Genomic DNA, 18,666 nt, shown 5'->3' on the forward strand with positions numbered 1-18,666 from the left:
GTACCGCCTAACGGAGTGTTTATGGTAGTCAAGGTCCTGGTGGTGGATGATTCCGGTTTTTTCCGCCGTCGTGTCTCGGAAATTCTGTCGGCTGACCCGACGATTCAAGTGATCGGCACCGCCACCAACGGCAAGGAAGCGATTGATCAGGCGCTGGCGCTCAAGCCGGACGTGATCACCATGGATTACGAGATGCCGATGATGGATGGCATCACTGCCGTGCGCCATATCATGCAGCGCTGCCCGACCCCGGTGTTGATGTTCTCCTCACTGACCCACGAGGGTGCCCGCGTGACCCTCGATGCGCTGGACGCCGGGGCGGTGGATTTTCTGCCGAAAAACTTTGAAGACATCTCGCGTAACCCCGAGAAGGTCAAACAGATGCTGTGTGAAAAAGTACACAGCATCTCGCGCAGCAACAGGCGCATGTCCAGCTACAGCGCACCTGTACCGGCGGCGGCCCCGACCCCGACCCCTGCGCCCCGGCCCGGGCTGGGCGGTTTCGTGGCCCCGGCCGCGGTGGCCGCGCCGGTGCGCACCACACCGATTGCCAGCCGTGGTGGCCCTGTGCCAACCCCGGCGGCTGCCGCACCCAAGCGCAAGGCTTACAAACTGGTGGCTATCGGCACCTCAACCGGTGGGCCGGTGGCCTTGCAACGGGTACTGACGCAGTTGCCGGGCAATTTCCCGGCGCCGATCGTGCTTGTGCAGCATATGCCGGCCGCGTTCACCAAAGCGTTTGCCGAGCGGCTGGACAAGCTTTGCCGCATCAGTGTCAAGGAAGCCGAGGACGGCGATATCCTGCGCCCCGGTCTGGCCTTGCTGGCACCTGGCGGCAAGCAAATGATGATCGACGGCCGTGGAGCCGTACGCATCCTGCCGGGCGATGAGCGCCTCAACTACAAACCGTGCGTGGATATCACCTTCGGCTCGGCGGCCAAATCCTTTGGTGACAAAGTTTTGGCGGTGGTATTGACCGGCATGGGCGCGGACGGCCGCGAAGGCGCGCGCATGCTCAAACAGGGCGGCAGCCAGGTATGGGCCCAGGACGAAGCCAGTTGCGTGATTTACGGCATGCCCATGGCCATCATCAAAGCCGGCCTGGCCGATGCGGTGTACAGCCTCGATGACATTGGCCGGCATCTGGCCGAGGCTTGCCACTGATGGATGTGCTCAGCCTGATTGGCATCATCATGGCGTTTGTCGCGATTATCGGCGGCAACTACCTGGAGGGTGGCCATCTGGGCGCTCTGGCCAATGGCCCGGCGGCGTTGATCGTGCTGGGCGGCACTGTGGGCGCGGCATTGCTGCAGTCGCCCATGAGTGCGTTCAAGCGCGCAATGCAGACCGTGGTGTGGATTCTGTTTCCGCCACGTATCGACATGACGGGCGGTATCGACCGTGTCGTCAACTGGAGCCTTACGGCCCGCAAGGAAGGCTTGCTCGGCCTGGAGGGCATGGCCGATACCGAGCCCGACAGCTATTCGCGCAAGGGCCTGCAATTGCTGGTCGACGGAGTAGAGCCGGAAACCATTCGCAGCGTGCTGGAAGTCGACTACATGACCCAGGAAAGCCGCGATATCGAGGCCGCCAAGGTGTTTGAGAGCATGGGCGGTTACGCCCCGACCATCGGCATTATTGGCGCGGTCATGGGCTTGATCCACGTTATGGGCAACCTGGCCGATCCAGGGCAACTGGGCAGTGGCATTGCGGTGGCGTTTGTCGCGACCATTTACGGGGTGGCCAGCGCCAACCTGGTGTTGCTGCCCATTGCCAGCAAGCTCAAGGCCATTGCCATGCGCCAGTCGCTGTACCGTGAGATGTTGCTCGAAGGCATCCTGTCGATTGCCGAGGGCGAGAACCCGCGCTCCATTGAACTCAAACTTCAAGGCTTTACAGGTTAACTATGAGCCGGCGCCGTCGCCACGCGGATGAACACGTCAATCACGAACGCTGGCTTGTGTCCTACGCGGACTTCATCACCTTGCTGTTTGCCTTTTTCGTCGTCATGTACTCGATTTCTTCAATCAATGAGGGCAAGTACCGAGTGATTTCCCAGGCGCTGGTCGGTGTGTTCAATGACACCGAGCGCAGCATCAAGCCGGTGCCCATCGGTGAAGAGCGTCCGCTGACCACCCAGCCTGCCGAACCCTTGATAAAAGACAGCGAAAATACTGACGCCGGTTTGGGGCAGCGCCCCGATGACCCGCTCAAGACCATTGCCAATGACATCACCCATGCCTTTGGTGATTTGATCGCGTCCAAACAATTGACGGTGCGCGGCAATGAGCTGTGGGTCGAGATCGAACTCAACTCCAGCCTGCTGTTCGGCAGCGGTGATGCGATGCCCAGCAATGCAGCTTTCGAGATCATCGACAAAGTGGCCGCAGTACTCAAACCCTTTGAAAACCCGATACATGTCGAAGGGTTTACTGACGACCTGCCGATCCGGACTGCGCAGTACCCGACCAACTGGGAACTGTCATCGGCGCGCTCGGCAAGCATCGTGCGCATGCTCGCCATGCAGGGGGTCAGCCCCGGGCGCATGGCCTCGGTGGGCTACGGCGAGTTTCAGCCGGTGGCCAACAACGCTACGCCAGAGGGGCGCGCGCTCAATCGCCGGGTAGTGCTGGTGGTGTCGCGCAACCTTGAGGTACGCCGCAGCCTGACTGGCACGGGCAGCGCCCATGCAACACCGGATGCCGCCTTGAAGCGGGCTGGCACACAAACTGCACCGCCACAGACACAGCCACTGGTTCGCGGGAATGCCGTCAATTCCCCGTCGCCAACCCTATAAATCTCGGCCGGCACGCATGCAGCCGGGAGGAACAACTGAATGAGAGTCTGGGCAGTAGCCAATCAAAAAGGTGGGGTCGGCAAGACCACCACATCCATCGCCCTGGCCGGTTTGCTGGCAGAGGCGGGCAAGCGCGTGGTGGTGGTCGATCTTGACCCGCACGGCTCCATGACCAGCTACTTCGGTTATGACCCCGATGGTCTGGAACACAGTGTCTACGACCTGTTTCTGCATCAGGGCCAGGTGCCTGAGGGCCTGGCCGCGCAATTGCTGTTGCCCACCAGCCACGAGAAAATTTCCTTGCTGCCGGCCACCACGGCCCTGGCGACCCTCGAGCGTCAGGCTCCGGGGCAAAGCGGCCTGGGCCTTGTGATTGCCCGCAGCCTGGCGCAACTGTGGCAGGACTATGACTACGCGATCATCGACAGCCCGCCGATTCTGGGTGTGTTGATGGTCAACGCGCTGGCGGCCAGTCAGCAGTTGATCATCCCGGTGCAAACCGAACATCTGGCGCTCAAGGGCCTGGAACGCATGGTGCATACCCTGCGCATGATCAACCGCTCGCGCCCCCAGGAGCTGCCGTTCTGTATCGTGCCGACGTTGTTCGACCGTCGTACCCAGGCGTCGATGAGTACCTTGCGAGTATTGCGCGATGTGTACCCCGAGACCCTGTGGCAGGGTTTTATCCCGGTCGATACTCGTTTGCGCGATGCCAGCCGTGCCGGGCAGACGCCTTCGCAGTTCGATGAGAAAACCCGTGGAGTGATCGCCTACCGTGCGTTGCTCAAGCACGTCCTCACCCGCCAGCTTGCACCGCAGGTGGCGTGAAGTGGGCGGGCATTCAAGTATCGGTCGGGTCTGGCCGATAACGACTACAGGTCTCTGTCGCGAGGCTGATGAGTGGGGCACTTTATGACGCAGCCAGTAGCACTTTCCAACCGCTCGCAAGTGGCCTTGCAGTCGTACCTCGACGACTTGCTGTTTGATGCAACCCAGGCGCTGGAAGCGGCTGAACCCGCACCCGCGCAGACGGAGGCGGAACCTGCCGCCGCGCAACCCATTGAAGCGCCGTTGGCGATGCCGGTGGAGCTGTCTGAGGTCGGTGTGCCTGCCGAGGCGCTGGCCCATCCGCTGGTTGAAGTCCATCGGCCCAGTGCCCCCGGGGCGCATTTGCCGGTTCCCGATGATGGTCGCCCGGCCTGGGCTGCCGAACCTTTCGAGTGCCTGCTGTTCGACGTGGCGGGGTTGACCCTGGCGGTGCCATTGGTGTGCCTGGGCTCGATCTACTCACTGGCCGGGCGTGAACTCACTCCGCTGTTTGGCCAGCCAGACTGGTTTCTGGGGATCCTGCCCAGCCAGAGCGGCAAGCTCAACGTGCTCGATACCGCGCGCTGGGTGATGCCTGAACGCTATCGCGATGATTTGCGCGAAGGCCTGCAATACGTGATTTCCGTACAGGGCTACGAATGGGGGCTGGCGGTGCATCAGGTCAGCCGTTCGTTGCGCCTGCACCCCAACGAAATCAAATGGCGTTCACAGCGCGGGCAACGGCCGTGGCTGGCGGGCACGGTGATTGAACACATGTGCGCATTGCTGGATGTGGAGCAACTGGCGGCATTGATCGCCAAGGGCAAGTCATAACAATAATCGTGGTCGATTCACCTGCGAGGGCGGATCGCCAGTTATCAGAATCGAGCAGTATTTCAGTCAGGGGTTTGGGGTATGAAACAGTCAGCGGCACAGGGTTCTGAAGATCCGATCCTGCAATGGGTTACCTTCAAGCTGGACAACGAAACCTATGGCATCAATGTGATGCAAGTGCAGGAAGTGCTGCGTTACACCGAAATCGCCCCGGTACCGGGTGCGCCTTCCTACGTGTTGGGTATTATCAACCTGCGCGGCAACGTAGTAACGGTCATAGACACGCGTCAGCGTTTTGGTCTGTACAACGCCGAAATCACCGATAACTCGCGCATCGTCATCATCGAAGCCGACAAGCAAGTGGTTGGGATTCTGGTCGATAGCGTGGCAGAGGTGGTGTATCTGCGTCAGTCCGAAATCGAAACGGCGCCTAACGTGGGCAATGACGAATCGGCCAAGTTTATCCAGGGTGTGTGCAACAAGAACGGCGAACTGCTGATTCTGGTTGAACTGGACAAAATGATGACCGAGGAAGAATGGTCGGATCTGGAGAACATCTGATTGATCCTTGAGGCGGCGGTAATCGTCCTGGGCCTGTTATGGGCCGTGACCCTGTGGCTGTTTGTCAGCCACGTGCGCCGTCAGCGGGTGCTTGTGGCGCAACAGGCTGCGGCCGATGAACAGCGAGACCGGCGCCTTCGGGAACTGGCGCGGCGCCTGGATACCTACCAGAACGGCAATGTGCAGATGGGCGAAGCCCTGCACGAATTGCGCGCCGTGGTTGCGCCGCTGCCCGAGAAGCTGACTCAGCTTGAGCAGCGTGACCCTACCAGCCTGTCGTTCAACCAGGCGGCGCGGCTGGTGAGCATGGGTGCCAGTGTCGATGAGCTGACCCAGGCATGCGGCCTGACCCAGGCTGAAGCCGAACTGATGAGCAAAATGTACAAGGGTTGAGTTGGGTGACTGACCTTAGCCGCTGAGGAGCGCAGCGAGGCTGCGCTCCTCAGCGGCTACAGATGACTGCCTGCAGTCTCCAGCAGCGCCCCCTGCAATACGTCTACCATCCGCAACCTTGGGCCCTGGGCATGGCTGAGCAGCACAATTTCGCGGTCATAGCGCTCATCCCCGACCGGCTCCAGCACACAACTGCCGGTCCAGCGCTCAATTCCCGACCAGCATGGCACCAGACTCACCCCAAGGCCCTGTGCCGTGAGCAGGGCGATGGTTTCCAGTGCATCCAGATCGAGCAGGGCAGCGGGTGACAGGCTGTGATCCTGCAAGTACTGCAGGGCATGGCGGCCGCCCCAGGCATCGGGGTCATACTGAATGTACGGGCAGTGTTGCAGGCGGGCGTCGATGCCTTGCGTGGAGGGTTCATTGGAAATAAACAGCAAAGGCTCCTTGCGCAGCACCACCACCTCGAAGGTTTTGCTCAGTGCAAAGGGCGGTGCGACCACAATCGCGGCATCCAGCTCATTGGCCTCCAGCGCCTGATACAGCGCGCGCGATGTGCCGGGCACTATGACCGGTTTCAGTTGCGGGGTTGAGCGGGTCAAGGCGCGCAAGGCCTGTGGCAGAAGCCCCGTGAGCACGGTTGAAATGGCGCCGATGCGCAAGGGGCCGGTCAGGCCCTGGCTATCGGCATCACCTGCCAGCAGCGCTACTTCATTGACGATGGCACGTGCCCGGGGCAGTAAATCCAGGCAGGCCAGGCTGGGTTTGGCCTCATGCCCGATGCGCACCAGAAGCTCCAGCCCGAGCTGGCGCTCAAGGGCCAGAATGCGCTGGCTGACGGCGGCGGCAGTGAGGTTTTCCAGGCGTGCTGCCCTGGCAATCGAGCCGCAATCCACCACGGCGATCAGGCTTTTGAGGTAGCGCGTATCCATAAGAATTTCTTTCTTTCACGGATAAAATAACAGGTTAGTTCTATTGAAGACGGCAATACATCATTGGCGCAAGGGCCATCTGGCCTGTTCCGGTTTCAGGAGGTCACTGTGCAATCGCTTTTTCATTTCGCCTATCACGTTCACGACCTGGTCTCGGCGCGGCGCTTTTACTGCGACGTGCTGGGCTGTGCTGAGGGCCGCAGCACGGAGAGCTGGGTAGATATCGACTTTTTCGGCCATCAGTTGTCGTTGCATCTGGGCGAGCCGTTTTCCGTTAGCAATACCGGGAAAGTCGGCGAGCACCGGGTGCCCATGCCACATTTTGGCGTGGTACTGGCCATGCCCGACTGGCACGCTCTCAAAGAACGCCTGCTGAGCCGTGACGTGCAGTTTGTACTGGAGCCGACCCTGCGCTTTGCCGGGACAGCGGGGGAGCAGGCGACGATGTTTTTCCTCGACCCCTCGGGCAATCCCATTGAGATCAAGGGTTTTGCCGATTGGGCAGCGGTATATGCCGTGTAACACAGCCATAATCCGAGGTTAAACATCACATGAGCTTTCTTGACACTGCAGATGCCTGCGCGATCGCCGAACACGTACGCAAGGCGCTGCTTGGCCCCGGGCAGGTGGCTGAGCATTTTCTGGCGCAAAGCAATGCCCGCGAACCTGCAATCCAGGCGTTTGCCGCGCTCGATGCGCAGTGCGTACGTAAACAGGCCCTGTGCCTGGGCAGCCCGCAGATCAATGGTTTATTGGCCGGTGTGCCGGTGGGGGTCAAGGACATCATTGATACCGGCGACCATCCGACAGCATTTTACTCGCCGATCTACGCCCACAACCGGCCCTCGCGGGATGCCCATGTGGTTGCGCTGCTGCGTCAGGCCGGGGCGGTGATCATGGGTAAAACCCATACCACTGAATTTGCCTATATGCACACGGGGCCGACGCGTAATCCCCATGACCTGCAGAGGACGCCGGGCAGCTCCAGTGCCGGCTCTGCTGCGGGCATGGCCGCGGGCTTTTTCCCCCTTGCCCTGGGCACGCAAACGGCGGGCTCGCTGCTTAAGCCTGCATCCTATTGCGGGTTGTATGCCTTCAAGCCGTCCCATGGGCTGGTTTCCCTGGAAGGGGTCAAGCCCCTGGCGCCGAGCTTCGACACCCTGGGCTGGTATGGCCGTTCGGTTCGCGACCTGGCGCTGCTCGCCCGGGTACTGGTGCCCGGCTTGCCGCAAACGAACGGGGAGAATGGCGCCCGATTATTCGGGTTTTGTCGTACGTCGCGTTGGGATCAGATCGATCCTCCGGTGGCTAAGGCCTTGCTGGCAGCTATGGAACAATTGAAAACCGCAGGCCATAGCGTCACCGAGGTGGTACTGGAGGACGAGTTTGCCAGTGTTTTCGATGATCACCAGTTGATCAATGACTGCGAGGGTGCCCGTTCACTGAGCAAGGAGTGGCAATCGAACCCCGAGCAACTGAGCCCGCAAGTGCTGGCCATGATTGATAGGGCGCGGGCCACCAGTTGGCAGCAGGAAACGGCAGCGAAGGCTCGGCTGGCGGCGTTGGCGCCGGTGTTGAAGGAGCATTTCGAACCCTTTGACGCGATGCTGGGTGCCACCTGCGGCATGGTTGCGCCACTGGGGTTGCAGAGCACCGGGCCATCAGACTTCTGCAAGTTCTGGATGGCATTCGGCCTGCCCCAGCTCAATATTCCGATGCCCCGGGCGTCGGGGGAGCTGCCAGTGGGGTTGCAACTGATTGGCGGATTTCGTCAGGACAGCAGGCTGCTCGAAGCGGCGCAGCAGGTGGATAGCGCCCTGCGCTCAACGCCCGGTCTGTAGCAGCTGCTACGAAGGCGATAGAGTGTTTAACTGGGAGTGATGTCGCGTTCCTCCGGCTCGGTTTGGGGGGCAAAACCCTCTGGGAATTTACCTTTAAGCTGCCAGGCAAAGGCAATGATCTCTGCCAGTGTGCGGTACAGCTCTTGCGGGATGCTGTCACCCAACTCCATGCGCGCCAGTAATTTGACCAGCTCGGCATTTTCATAGATCGGCACTTCGTGTTCACGGGCCAGCGCCAGGATGGCTTCGGCCAGTTCGTCATCGCCCTTGGCGGTGAGGGTAGGGGCCTGTTTGCCGTCGTATTTGAGGGCAATCGCCTGGCGCGGTTCTGCAGGTGTATTCATGCGGTTTCATCGACCCAGCGTTGTTCCAGACGGGTATGGCCACTTTGCGGCGGGATGCCTTGATGGCAATCCAGATCGGTCACGCTCAACCCGGCTTCACTCAGACGCTGACGCAAGTTGCCCAGCTGACTTTCGATCAGGCGGGCGGTGTATGCCTGTTCTGCCCAGAGCTGGCCCGACAGGTTGCCTCGCAACAGCTGCGCCTGCACATGCAGCGGGCCCAGGGGGGCGAGGTCGAAGGCCAGCTCCACGCGCCATAGTTGATCCTTGATCTCCCGGGATTCGGTTTTATCTTGCGCTTGTTTTTCCGGCGGGTCTTCACGCTGGAACTTGACCTGCAAAGGTACGATGTCGTGAGCATTGCGCATGGGGATTTCCAGTTGCCAGGTGGTCAGTACACCACCCTCGGCCGTGCGCCCACTCTGTTCCAGGCTGGACAGCTGATGGCTTTGCAGCCGCGAGACAGCTGCTGCTGCCAGTTTCAGCAAGTTCTCCAGGCTGTCTTCACCTTCACCGTTCTGCAGCAAGCGCTGGGGCAAGGGGAAGCCGCCGGGCTGTGGTTTGGCGCTGACCTGGCCGAGCATGCCCAGGGCATTACGCACAAAAGTCGGCAAGGCCTGGGCCTGGGTGCTGGCAGCCATGCCGGGGTTGAAGCTGGTGCTTGACGGCAGACCGGGCAGGATCTGCGCAATAAGGCGCAGCAAGGTAGCTTTCATGTCAGGGGCCTGTGCCGGGGTTTGCCCGGTCAGCAGTCGGGCCTCCAGAAATGCCCCGCTGTTGAGCAGGGCATCACCCAGGCCTTTGGCGTTGCTCAGTTGGTAGGGCGTAGGCAAACCGGCTAATAGTTTGTCGATGGATGCACGCAGCTCAGCAGGCATGTCGGCAGTGGCCGGCAGTTTTTGCAGGGCGTTGAAAAGGCCCTCCAACGAGCCTTGCCGGCTCTGTTGTGTTGCCAGTTGTTGCGCCACAGCCAGTTGTTCCTGGCGCCCGCTCAGCGGCACAAACTCGAGGCTCTGCGGGCCGTCCACACGGGCGCTAAGCAAGCTGCCGATACGCAAGGGCAGCGGGCTGTCCAGGGTCAGGGTCGTGCCGCTCAGTGCGCTGTTGAGCAAGGTCACCAGTGACCGATAAACCGTCGGTTGCCCTGCGGGCTGCGCCAGGGCCTGAGTGGTCAGTACCTTGCCTTGCAGCAGCGTGCCCACTGGCAACTGTCGGGTATCGAGGCGGGTGAGAGTGGCGACGCTGCTGCTCAGGGCCTGTTGCAGGCTGATCGCAAGGTTTCCCGCAGAAGGCTGGGTCACGGCCAGTTGGGTGCCCAGCGGCAAGGGAAAATTGCTGCTGGCCTGCACGTTGGTTTCGCGGCCACTGGCCAGGGTCAACTTGAGCAAAAGCTGGAAGCTCAGATCGTTTTGCTTGAGTGACAGCACCTCGGCCTGGGCACTTTGGCCGGGCTTTATCAGGCCCTCTGCGGGCTGCAGCAACTTGAGCACTTCACCGCCCACAAGCCCCTGACGCACACTGCTGGGGGCGGGTTGTGGGATGGGTGGAATATTCATGTCGCCTTTCATCGTAACAACCTGTCGAAATTGCCCTCTTTAGCGTAGGACATGGCATGTATAATGCTGCCCCGTCGTTCAGAGCGCCTAAAAAACATAACAATTGTTTGATCCAGCTCTCTGAATCAGGCCGCAAATGCATTTATCCTGCATCACTTTAACGGCCATGCCTGCGCCGACTTGAACCGTGAAGGCCTCAATTACGTGACCAGCCCTCTTTTAGAAGCCGTAGCGCTCGCTTGTGAGCGTGACTGGCGGATGCTGTTCGAACACCTCGAATTGCGTCTGACCAGCGGCGACATGCTGCAAATCAGCGGCCCCAACGGCAGCGGCAAAACCAGCCTGCTGCGCTTGTTGGCGGGCCTGATGCAGCCAACGGCTGGCGAAGTACGGCTTAACGGTATGGCCCTGAGCGCCCAACGTCATGAATTGACCAGCAATTTGCTGTGGATCGGCCATGCGGCGGGAATCAAGGATTTGCTCACGGCCGAAGAAAACCTCAGCTGGCTGTGCGCCTTGCATCGCCAGGCAACCCGTGATGCCATCTGGGCTGCGTTGCATGAGGTCGGCTTGCAGGGTTTTGAGGATGTGCCGTGCCACACCTTGTCGGCAGGGCAGCAGCGCCGTGTGGCGCTGGCCCGCCTGTATCTGGACAGCCCGCCGTTGTGGATTCTCGATGAGCCGTTTACCGCGCTCGATAAACAGGGCGTGGCGCAACTCGAAGAACACCTGGCCCGCCACTGTGAAAGCGGCGGCATGGTGGTGCTCACCACGCACCATACCTTGACCCGGATGCCAGCCGGTTACCGCAATATCGACCTGGGGCAGTGGGCTGTATGAGTGTGTTTGCCGTGTTGGTGGCGCGCGAAGCGCGTTTGCTGTTCCGTCGCCCGGCCGAATTGGCCAACCCGTTGGTGTTCTTCGCGATCGTCATCGCAATGTTTCCGCTGGCCGTTGGCCCGGAGACGAAATTGTTGCAAACCTTGTCTCCAGGACTGCTGTGGGTCGCGGCCCTTTTAGCGGTTTTGCTCTCGCTGGACGGGCTTTTCCGCAGTGATTTCGAGGACGGATCGCTTGAGCAGTGGGTCCTTTCGTCGCACCCCCTGCCTCTACTGGTACTGGCCAAGGTGCTGGCACACTGGGCGTTTTCCGGTCTGGCGCTGGTGATCCTGTCACCCCTGCTGGCCCTGATGCTCGGGCTGCCGGTGGCGTGCCTGCCGGTGTTGCTGATGTCGTTGCTGCTGGGGACGCCAGTGTTGAGCCTGCTTGGTGCCGTGGGCGCTGCCCTGACCGTGGGCCTCAAGCGCGGCGGCTTGCTGCTGGCGCTGCTGATTTTGCCTTTATATATCCCGGTATTGATCCTTGGTAGTGGCGCCCTGCAGGCGGCATTGCAAGGCATGCCTGCAACCGGTTATTTGCTGTGGCTTGGTAGCCTGACCGCCCTGGCTGTAACCCTGACACCTTTTGCAATAGCTGCCGGCCTGAAAATCAGCGTCGGCGAATAATGAGGTCTGGCCTGCGTGGGCCAGTAAAGACCCTGGCTGGCATGACAGCACACCTGTCGTGACCGGCACCGTGATGGAAGCAGCGTGATGAACTGGACTTGGTTTCACAAACTCGGCTCGCCCAAATGGTTCTATGCCATCAGTGGGCGGCTGTTGCCGTGGTTAAGCATTGCCGCCGTGTTGCTGATCACCTGCGGGGTGGTCTGGGGCCTGGCCTTTGCACCGCCGGACTACCAGCAGGGCAACAGCTTCCGCATCATCTATATCCATGTTCCTGCGGCCATGCTGGCGCAATCCTGCTACGTGATGCTGGCGGTGTGCGGTGTGGTAGGGCTGGTGTGGAAGATGAAAATCGCCGACGTGGCCCTGCAATCCGCCGCACCCATTGGCGCCTGGATGACAGCCGTGGCGCTGGTCACCGGTGCGGTGTGGGGCAAGCCGACCTGGGGCTCGTGGTGGGTCTGGGATGCGCGTCTGACCTCGATGCTGATTCTGCTGTTTCTGTACTTCGGCCTGATTGCCCTGGGCAACGCCATCACCAATCGCGACAGTGCGGCCAAGGCCTGCGCGGTGCTGGCGATTGTGGGCGTGATCAATATTCCGATCATCAAGTACTCGGTGGAGTGGTGGAACACCCTGCACCAGGGCGCGACCTTCACCCTGACCGAAAAACCGGCCATGCCCATGGAAATGTGGATGCCGCTGTTGCTCACGGTGCTGGGCTTTTATTGCTTCTTTGGCGCGGTGCTGCTGTTGCGCATGCGTCTTGAGGTGCTCAAGCGCGAGGCCCGCAGCAGCTGGGTCAAGGCTGAGGTGTTGAAGGCTCTGGAGGGTGCGCGATGAGTTTTGCTTCTTTTGGCGACTTTCTCGCCATGGGCCATCACGGGGTATATGTCTGGTCGGCCTATGGCATTTGCCTGGCGGTGCTGGGGTTGAACGTGGCACTGCCAATCATGGCGCGCCGGCGTTATCTGCAACAAGAGGCGCGTCGTTTGCGTCGGGAGAATTCGAAGTGAATCCGCTGCGCAAAAAACGCTTGATCATCATCCTGGCGATTCTGGTAGGGGTCGGCGCTGCCGTGGCCCTGGCCCTGAGCGCCTTGCAGCAGAACATCAACCTGTTTTACACCCCGACCCAGATCGCCAATGGCGAAGCGCCATTGGATACCCGGATCCGTGCCGGTGGCATGGTCGAGGACGGTTCGCTCAAGCGTTCAGGTGACTCGCTGGACGTGCAGTTTGTGGTCACCGATTTCAACAAATCGGTGACCATCCAGTATCGCGGTATCCTCCCGGACCTGTTCCGTGAAGGGCAGGGCATCGTCGCGCTGGGCAAGCTCAATGCCCAGGGTGTGGTGGTGGCTGATGAAGTGCTGGCCAAACACGACGAAAAATACATGCCGCCCGAAGTGACCAAGGCGCTGAACGAAAGTGGCCAATCCGCGCCTGTGCCTGCAAGTGAGGGTAAGTACTGATGTCTGGACTCTATATTCCCGAATTGGGCCATCTGGCCATGATTCTGGCCCTGTGCTTTGCCATTGTGCAGGCCATCGTGCCGCTGCTGGGCGCCTGGCGCGGCGACAAATTGTGGATGAGCCTGGCGCAACCCGCTGCCTGGGGGCAATTTGCCTTTTTGTTGTTCTCCTTTGCCTGCCTGACCTATGCCTTTATGGCCGATGACTTTTCGGTGGCGTACGTAGCCAGCAACTCGAACAGCGCGTTGCCCTGGTACTTCAAGTTCAGCGCGGTGTGGGGTGCCCACGAAGGCTCGCTGCTGTTGTGGGCGATGATCCTCGGTGGCTGGACCTTTGCCGTGTCGATCTTCTCGCGGCAGCTGCCACAAGTGATGCTGGCGCGTGTGCTGGCGATCATGGGCATGATCAGTGTCGGCTTCCTGCTGTTTTTGATCCTGACCTCAGATCCTTTCGTGCGCTTGCTGCCGCAGATTCCTTCGGATGGCAACGACCTTAACCCGCTACTGCAGGACATTGGCCTGATTGTTCACCCGCCAATGCTGTACATGGGCTATGTCGGTTTCTCCGTGGCTTTTGCCTTTGCCATTGCTGCCTTGCTCGGCGGTCGGCTGGACGCAGCCTGGGCGCGCTGGTCGCGTCCATGGACCATCGTGGCATGGGCCTTCCTCGGCATCGGCATCACCCTGGGTTCATGGTGGGCTTATTACGAGCTTGGCTGGGGCGGCTGGTGGTTCTGGGATCCGGTAGAAAATGCTTCGTTCATGCCATGGTTGGTGGGTACGGCGCTGATTCACTCGCTGGCCGTGACCGAAAAGCGCGGTGTGTTCAAGAGCTGGACCGTACTGCTGGCGATAGCTGCGTTTTCCCTGAGCCTGCTGGGTACGTTCCTGGTGCGTTCCGGCGTGTTGACCTCGGTGCATGCGTTCGCTTCCGACCCAGAGCGCGGCGTATTCATCCTGATCTTCCTGCTGTTTGTGGTCGGCGGTTCGCTGACCCTGTTTGCCCTGCGTGCGCCAGTGGTGAAAAGCCATGTCAGCTTCAAGCTGTGGTCCCGTGAGACCCTGCTGTTGGGCAACAACCTGATCCTGGTGGTGGCCGCGTCGATGATTCTGCTCGGCACCTTGTACCCACTGATTCTGGATGCCATCAGTGGCGCCAAGATGTCGGTGGGCCCGCCGTACTTCAACGCCCTGTTTATCCCGCTCATGGCTTTGCTGATGGTGGTGATGGCCGTCGGTGTGCTGGTGCGCTGGAAAGACACTCCGGTCAAATGGTTGTTGGGCATGCTCACCCCCGTACTGCTGGGCAGCGCCGCGCTGTCGGCAATTGCCGGAGTGGCCTATGGCGACTTCAACTGGGCGGTGCTGACCACCTTTATGCTGGCGGCCTGGGTGCTGCTGGCCGGGGTGCGTGACATCGGTGACAAAACCCGTCACAAGGGCTTGATCAAAGGCGTGCGTAGCCTGACCCGCAGCTACTGGGGCATGCAGATTGCCCACCTGGGTATCGCCGTGTGTGCGCTGGGGGTGGTGTTGTCGAGCCAGCACAGTGCCGAGCGCGACTTGCGCCTGGCACCGGGCGAGTCGATGGAGCTTGGCGGTTATCACTTTGTTTTTGAAGGCGCCAAGCACTTCCAGGGTCCGAACTTTACGTCTGACAAAGGCACCGTGCGTGTCATCCGCAATGGCAAGGAAGTCAGCGTACTGCACCCGGAAAAACGCCTCTACACGGTGCAGAACTCGATGATGACCGAAGCCGGGATCGACGCCGGTTTCACCCGTGACCTCTATGTGGCGCTGGGTGAGCCCCTGGACAACGGCGCCTGGGCTGTGCGGGTGCATGTGAAACCGTTTGTGCGCTGGATCTGGTTTGGCGGTCTGCTCACAGGCTTTGGTGGATTGCTGGCAGCGATGGATCGTCGCTACCGGGTCAAGGTGAAAAGCCGCGTGCGTGAAGCACTGGGCATGACAGGAGCCACGGCATGAGACGTTGGTTGATGCTGGTCCCGCTGGCCGTTTTTCTCGGTATGGCGTGGTTTCTCTACCGGGGCTTGTATCTGGACCCGACCGAGCTGCCGTCGGCGATGATCGACAAGCCGTTCCCGGCCTTCAGCCTGCCTTCGGTGGAGGGGGACAAAACCCTCACCGAGGCTGACCTCAAGGGCAAGCCTGCGCTGGTCAACGTGTGGGCCACCTGGTGCATTTCATGCCGGGTCGAGCACCCGGTGCTGACCAAGCTGGCCGATCAGGGTGTGCTGATCTACGGCGTGAACTACAAAGACGTCAACGAAGATGCGAAGAAGTGGCTCAAGGATTTCCACAACCCTTATCAGCTGGACATCAACGACGCAGACGGCTCCCTGGGCCTGAATCTGGGCGTGTACGGCGCTCCTGAGACATTCCTGATCGACAGCAAGGGCATCATCCGCCACAAGTTTGTCGGCGTGATCGACGAGACCGTGTGGCGTGAGCAGCTTGCGGGTAAATATCAGGCACTGGTTGACGAGGCCAAACCATGAAGCGCTGGCTAGCCGCCGTGGTTTTCGGTTTGACCCTGACCGGGGTTGCCCATGCCGCCATCGATACCTACGAGTTTGCCAACGACGCCGAGCGCGACCGTTTTCGTGAGCTGACCAAGGAATTACGCTGCCCCAAGTGTCAGAACCAGGACATCGCCGACTCCAACGCCCCTATTGCCACCGACCTGCGCCGCGAGATCTATCGCATGCTCGGCGAAGGCAAGGACAACCAGCAGATCCTCGATTTCATGGTCGCCCGCTACGGCGATTTCGTGCTCTATAAACCGGCCCTGACCCGCAAGACCGCAGTGCTCTGGTTTGGCCCGCTGGCCCTGCTGGTGGGCGGTCTGGTGGTGATTGGCGTCATCGTCGGGCGCCGTCGACGTACAGAGCAGACCGAAGGTTCGGACACACTTTCTGCCGAGGAGCGCAAGCGCCTCGACACTTTGCTGGATAAAACCAAAGATGATTGATTTCTGGCTCGCAGCAGGCTTGCTGCTACTGATAGCCCTCAGCTTTTTATTGATCCCGGTATTGCGCGGGCGCCGTGCCCAGCGCGAAGAAGACCGTACCGCTCTGAACGTTGCCTTGTATCAAGAGCGGGTGGCCGAGTTGCAAGCCCAGCGCGAAGAGGGCGTGTTGACCGCTGAACAGTTCGAAACCGGCCGCGCCGAAGCGGCCCGCGAATTGCTCGCGGACACCGAAGGTGTGGCGCCGGGGCGGGTGTCCAGTCTGGGCAAGGCCATTCCGTTGTTGGCCGCAGTGCTGGTGCCGGTGCTGGGCTTGAGCCTGTACCTGCATTTTGGTTCCAGCGACAAGGTCGAATTGACCCGCGAGTTCTCCCAGCCGCCGCAATCCCTTGAAGAAATGGTCGCGCGCCTTGAGCGTGCCGCGGCTGCGCAACCTGACTCGGCCGAAGGCCTGTACTTCCTGGGCCGTGCCTATATGGCACAAAACCGTCCTGCGGATGCGGCCAGGGTGTTCGAACGCGCGGCCAACCTGGCCGGTCGTCAGCCCGAGTTGCTGGGCCAGTGGGCACAGGCGCAGTACTTTGCAGACGATAAAAAGTGGAGCGACAAAATCCAGGCGCTGACCGATGAAGCCTTGAAGGCCGACCCGAAGGAAGTCACCAGCCTGGGCCTGCTGGGCATCGCCGCCTTCGAGGACCAGCGCTTCGAACAGGCCATTGGCTACTGGCAACGGTTGATGACCGAACTGCCTGAAGGCGACGCCTCCCGTGCGGCGCTGGAAGGCGGTATTGCCAAGGCCCGTGAGCAACTGCAGGCCCGCGGCGGCAAGGTTGAAACTGCACCTGTGGCCAAGGCGATGGCCTCGATCAAGGTCAACGTGGATCTGGCCGATGCGGTCAAGGCCAGCGCCTTGCCGGGTGACAGCGTGTTTATCTTTGCCCGTGCGGTCTCCGGCCCGCCGGCACCGTTGGCGGTCAAGCGCGTGACTGTGGCGGATCTGCCGATCACGGTTGAGCTGGGCGATGTCGACGCAATGATGCCGCAATTGAAACTGTCCAACTTTCCTGAAGTCCAATTAATGGCACGCATCTCCCGTGCTGGCCAGCCAACAGCAGGCGAGTGGGTAGGGCGCAGCCAGCCGCTGTCCAGCAGCACTCGGGAGCTGCAACAGCTGACCATCGACAGCCCGGATAAATAAATGCCCCGAATGTGGCAGCGGGCTTGCTCGCGATGCAGACGACGCGGTCCTCCAGTGAATCCGCATTGATTGAATCGCGAGCAAGTCCGCCGCCACAGGGGGTCTTAGCTGACTTACAAGAGAAGCCGCCATGGCCGTATTCGCCCGTATCACCTTGCTCGCGCTAGCTCTAGGCCTGAGCGCCTGTGCGGTTCAACAGCCTTACGAACCGCCTGCGCCAACAACGCCGATGCCGCAGCCGACACCCCAGCCCTCGGGCAAGCCCCTGCCGGACATGCCGATTCCCAAGGCGCCAAAACCGTTGCCGCGCACCTCGGCGACCTTTGCGCCGCCGCCGGGCGGGCCTAGCCACTGGGATGCGCGTCTGGGCGTGTATGTGCTGGATAACCAGACCAACGTCTTCTACCGCCAGCGCGCCTACTACCGCTGGGACAACGGCTGGAGCCGCGCGGTGAGCCCCAACGGGCCGTGGGAAGAGACCGATATCAGCGGCGTACCGCCGGGGTTGAGTCGGCAGTTCAAGTAAAGCCAAGCGGCGACCTTCGGGTCGCCGTTTTGGTTTGGGGCTGTGGTTAAAACGCCGCCTTGCCCACCGATGCACCACCATCGACAAACAGCGTCTGGCCGGTAATAAAACCGCTGCTCTCAGACAGTAGAAAGGCAATCGCCGAGGCGATTTCTGCGGGCTGGCCCAGACGTGCCATTGGCACGCCTGCCAGATAGCGTGCTTCGCCCGCGGAGCCGGGCGGGTTGTTGGCGCGGAACAGCTCCGTCTCGGTCGGGCCGGGGGCCACGGCGTTTACGGTTATGCCTGTTTGTGCCAGTTCCAGTGCCCAGGAGCGGGTAAAGCTGACCAGCGCCGCCTTGGCTGCGGCATAGGCCGTACGCTGGGTGATGCCGAGTACGGTCAGGCTGGAAATATTCACGACTCGCCCCCAGCCTCGGCTGCGCATGCCGGGCAATAACGCCTGGGTGGCCTGCAGCGCCGAATGCAGGTTAACTCGCATGACGTCATCGAATGCATCCAGATCAATTTCGCCCAATGCTTGCGGGCGCACCAGGCCGACGTTGTTGACCAGCCCGTCGAAGGCGAAACGTTCGCTGAGTTCCTTGAGTACCTGTGCGCTGCGTTCGCGGTCGGCCAGATTAAGGGCGACCAGTGTGCCAGGGAAATCCGGGTCGTCTGCATTGCGGGCTATGCCCACCACGGTGTGGCCTGCCTGGGCCAGATGTTCGCACAACGCGCGACCGATGCCTTTGCTGGCGCCGGTGACAAGGTAGGTACGTTGGGTCATGGTGTGCTCCCTATTTAAAGACGGTGAGCATGATACCTTGGCAAGCGCTTGTGGGAGCGGGCAGGTTTGCGAGGCGCTTTTAGTGGCGGCCTGTCTCGGCCTCTTCCGGTCACCCCCTAAATCTGTATACTTCTTTTCCGT

At 60.9% G+C, this 18,666-nt stretch carries 23 protein-coding genes; 19 read left to right on the forward strand and 4 right to left on the reverse strand.

All coding sequences use genetic code 11. From position 1 onward, the window contains the following. Positions 1–21 precede the first annotated feature (21 nt). The 7 genes from FHL07_RS06265 (at position 22) to FHL07_RS06295 (ending at position 5,392) form a co-directional block, all read left to right on the forward strand. Entirely contained in the window at positions 22–1,164 is a 1,143-nt protein-coding gene (locus FHL07_RS06265; protein ID WP_138738211.1) for a protein-glutamate methylesterase/protein-glutamine glutaminase, read from the forward strand. Further along, complete coding sequence (locus FHL07_RS06270) at positions 1,164–1,904, forward strand: flagellar motor protein (RefSeq protein ID WP_095002088.1); 741 nt, start codon at positions 1,164–1,166, stop codon at positions 1,902–1,904. Before FHL07_RS06265 ends, FHL07_RS06270 begins: the two co-directional genes overlap by 1 nt. Before the next feature lie 2 nt (positions 1,905–1,906). Next, on the forward strand, positions 1,907–2,797 hold the full coding sequence (gene motD / locus FHL07_RS06275) for a flagellar motor protein MotD (RefSeq protein WP_095002087.1): 891 nt from the start codon (positions 1,907–1,909) through the stop codon (positions 2,795–2,797). Between the two features lie 39 nt (positions 2,798–2,836). Next, positions 2,837–3,625 (forward strand): ParA family protein, encoded by a 789-nt coding sequence (locus tag FHL07_RS06280; RefSeq protein ID WP_095002086.1) that lies wholly within the window; start codon positions 2,837–2,839, stop codon positions 3,623–3,625. 84 nt (positions 3,626–3,709) lie between these two features. Then, complete coding sequence (locus FHL07_RS06285; RefSeq protein WP_095002085.1) at positions 3,710–4,438, forward strand: CheW domain-containing protein; 729 nt, start codon at positions 3,710–3,712, stop codon at positions 4,436–4,438. 81 nt (positions 4,439–4,519) lie between these two features. Continuing rightward, positions 4,520–4,999, forward strand: coding sequence for a chemotaxis protein CheW (locus tag FHL07_RS06290; protein ID WP_016781537.1), 480 nt, complete (start codon positions 4,520–4,522; stop codon positions 4,997–4,999). Further along, entirely contained in the window at positions 5,000–5,392 is a 393-nt protein-coding gene (locus FHL07_RS06295) for a DUF2802 domain-containing protein (protein WP_095002084.1), read from the forward strand. A 56-nt stretch (positions 5,393–5,448) separates the two neighbouring features. Here the strand turns inward: FHL07_RS06295 and FHL07_RS06300 are convergent, their stop codons facing one another. Next, entirely contained in the window at positions 5,449–6,324 is an 876-nt protein-coding gene (locus FHL07_RS06300; RefSeq protein WP_095027136.1) for a LysR substrate-binding domain-containing protein, read from the reverse strand. A 108-nt stretch (positions 6,325–6,432) separates the two neighbouring features. Between FHL07_RS06300 and FHL07_RS06305 the strand changes: the two genes are divergently transcribed. Next, complete coding sequence (locus FHL07_RS06305; protein WP_095002082.1) at positions 6,433–6,846, forward strand: VOC family protein; 414 nt, start codon at positions 6,433–6,435, stop codon at positions 6,844–6,846. A 29-nt stretch (positions 6,847–6,875) separates the two neighbouring features. Next, entirely contained in the window at positions 6,876–8,165 is a 1,290-nt protein-coding gene (locus FHL07_RS06310; protein ID WP_138738212.1) for an amidase, read from the forward strand. A gap of 26 nt (positions 8,166–8,191) precedes the next feature. Here the strand turns inward: FHL07_RS06310 and FHL07_RS06315 are convergent, their stop codons facing one another. Then, on the reverse strand, positions 8,192–8,509 hold the full coding sequence (locus FHL07_RS06315) for an EscU/YscU/HrcU family type III secretion system export apparatus switch protein (protein ID WP_138738213.1): 318 nt from the start codon (positions 8,507–8,509) through the stop codon (positions 8,192–8,194). After that, positions 8,506–10,077, reverse strand: coding sequence for a flagellar hook-length control protein FliK (gene fliK / locus FHL07_RS06320; protein WP_095039467.1), 1,572 nt, complete (start codon positions 10,075–10,077; stop codon positions 8,506–8,508). Before fliK ends, FHL07_RS06315 begins: the two co-directional genes overlap by 4 nt. Positions 10,078–10,269: 192 nt before the next feature. Between fliK and ccmA the strand changes: the two genes are divergently transcribed. From ccmA to FHL07_RS06370, 10 genes are all read left to right on the forward strand, one after another. Next, positions 10,270–10,905, forward strand: coding sequence for a cytochrome c biogenesis heme-transporting ATPase CcmA (gene ccmA, locus FHL07_RS06325; RefSeq protein ID WP_095024387.1), 636 nt, complete (start codon positions 10,270–10,272; stop codon positions 10,903–10,905). Beyond that, positions 10,902–11,570: a heme exporter protein CcmB gene (gene ccmB, locus FHL07_RS06330; RefSeq protein WP_016781529.1), complete on the forward strand. Its 669-nt coding sequence runs from the start codon at positions 10,902–10,904 to the stop codon at positions 11,568–11,570. Before ccmA ends, ccmB begins: the two co-directional genes overlap by 4 nt. A gap of 84 nt (positions 11,571–11,654) precedes the next feature. Further along, on the forward strand, positions 11,655–12,413 hold the full coding sequence (locus FHL07_RS06335; RefSeq protein WP_176464856.1) for a heme ABC transporter permease: 759 nt from the start codon (positions 11,655–11,657) through the stop codon (positions 12,411–12,413). After that, on the forward strand, positions 12,410–12,586 hold the full coding sequence (gene ccmD, locus FHL07_RS06340; protein WP_016781528.1) for a heme exporter protein CcmD: 177 nt from the start codon (positions 12,410–12,412) through the stop codon (positions 12,584–12,586). The genes FHL07_RS06335 and ccmD overlap by 4 nt, the downstream gene beginning before the upstream one ends. Continuing rightward, on the forward strand, positions 12,583–13,044 hold the full coding sequence (gene ccmE, locus FHL07_RS06345) for a cytochrome c maturation protein CcmE (RefSeq protein WP_016781527.1): 462 nt from the start codon (positions 12,583–12,585) through the stop codon (positions 13,042–13,044). The genes ccmD and ccmE overlap by 4 nt, the downstream gene beginning before the upstream one ends. Beyond that, entirely contained in the window at positions 13,044–15,029 is a 1,986-nt protein-coding gene (locus FHL07_RS06350) for a heme lyase CcmF/NrfE family subunit (protein WP_176465207.1), read from the forward strand. The genes ccmE and FHL07_RS06350 overlap by 1 nt, the downstream gene beginning before the upstream one ends. Next, positions 15,026–15,562 (forward strand): DsbE family thiol:disulfide interchange protein, encoded by a 537-nt coding sequence (locus tag FHL07_RS06355; RefSeq protein ID WP_088377708.1) that lies wholly within the window; start codon positions 15,026–15,028, stop codon positions 15,560–15,562. Before FHL07_RS06350 ends, FHL07_RS06355 begins: the two co-directional genes overlap by 4 nt. Continuing rightward, a complete protein-coding gene (locus FHL07_RS06360) occupies positions 15,559–16,035 on the forward strand; it encodes a cytochrome c-type biogenesis protein (protein ID WP_095002076.1) in 477 nt (158 codons plus the stop codon). Before FHL07_RS06355 ends, FHL07_RS06360 begins: the two co-directional genes overlap by 4 nt. Further along, positions 16,028–17,230: a c-type cytochrome biogenesis protein CcmI gene (gene ccmI / locus FHL07_RS06365; RefSeq protein WP_095002075.1), complete on the forward strand. Its 1,203-nt coding sequence runs from the start codon at positions 16,028–16,030 to the stop codon at positions 17,228–17,230. Before FHL07_RS06360 ends, ccmI begins: the two co-directional genes overlap by 8 nt. Positions 17,231–17,360: 130 nt before the next feature. Then, the gene (locus FHL07_RS06370; RefSeq protein WP_095021432.1) at positions 17,361–17,756 is read left to right on the forward strand and encodes a hypothetical protein; all 396 of its coding nucleotides are present in this window, start codon (positions 17,361–17,363) and stop codon (positions 17,754–17,756) included. Positions 17,757–17,802: 46 nt separating this feature from the next. On the opposite strand, the gene FHL07_RS06375 is transcribed toward FHL07_RS06370, so the two are convergent. After that, entirely contained in the window at positions 17,803–18,525 is a 723-nt protein-coding gene (locus tag FHL07_RS06375; protein WP_095027142.1) for an SDR family oxidoreductase, read from the reverse strand. Between the last annotated feature and the right edge of the window lie 141 nt (positions 18,526–18,666).

Source organism: Pseudomonas sp. FSL W7-0098, assembly GCF_005930585.1.
GTDB classification, from domain to species: Bacteria; Pseudomonadota; Gammaproteobacteria; order Pseudomonadales; family Pseudomonadaceae; genus Aquipseudomonas; species Aquipseudomonas bubulae.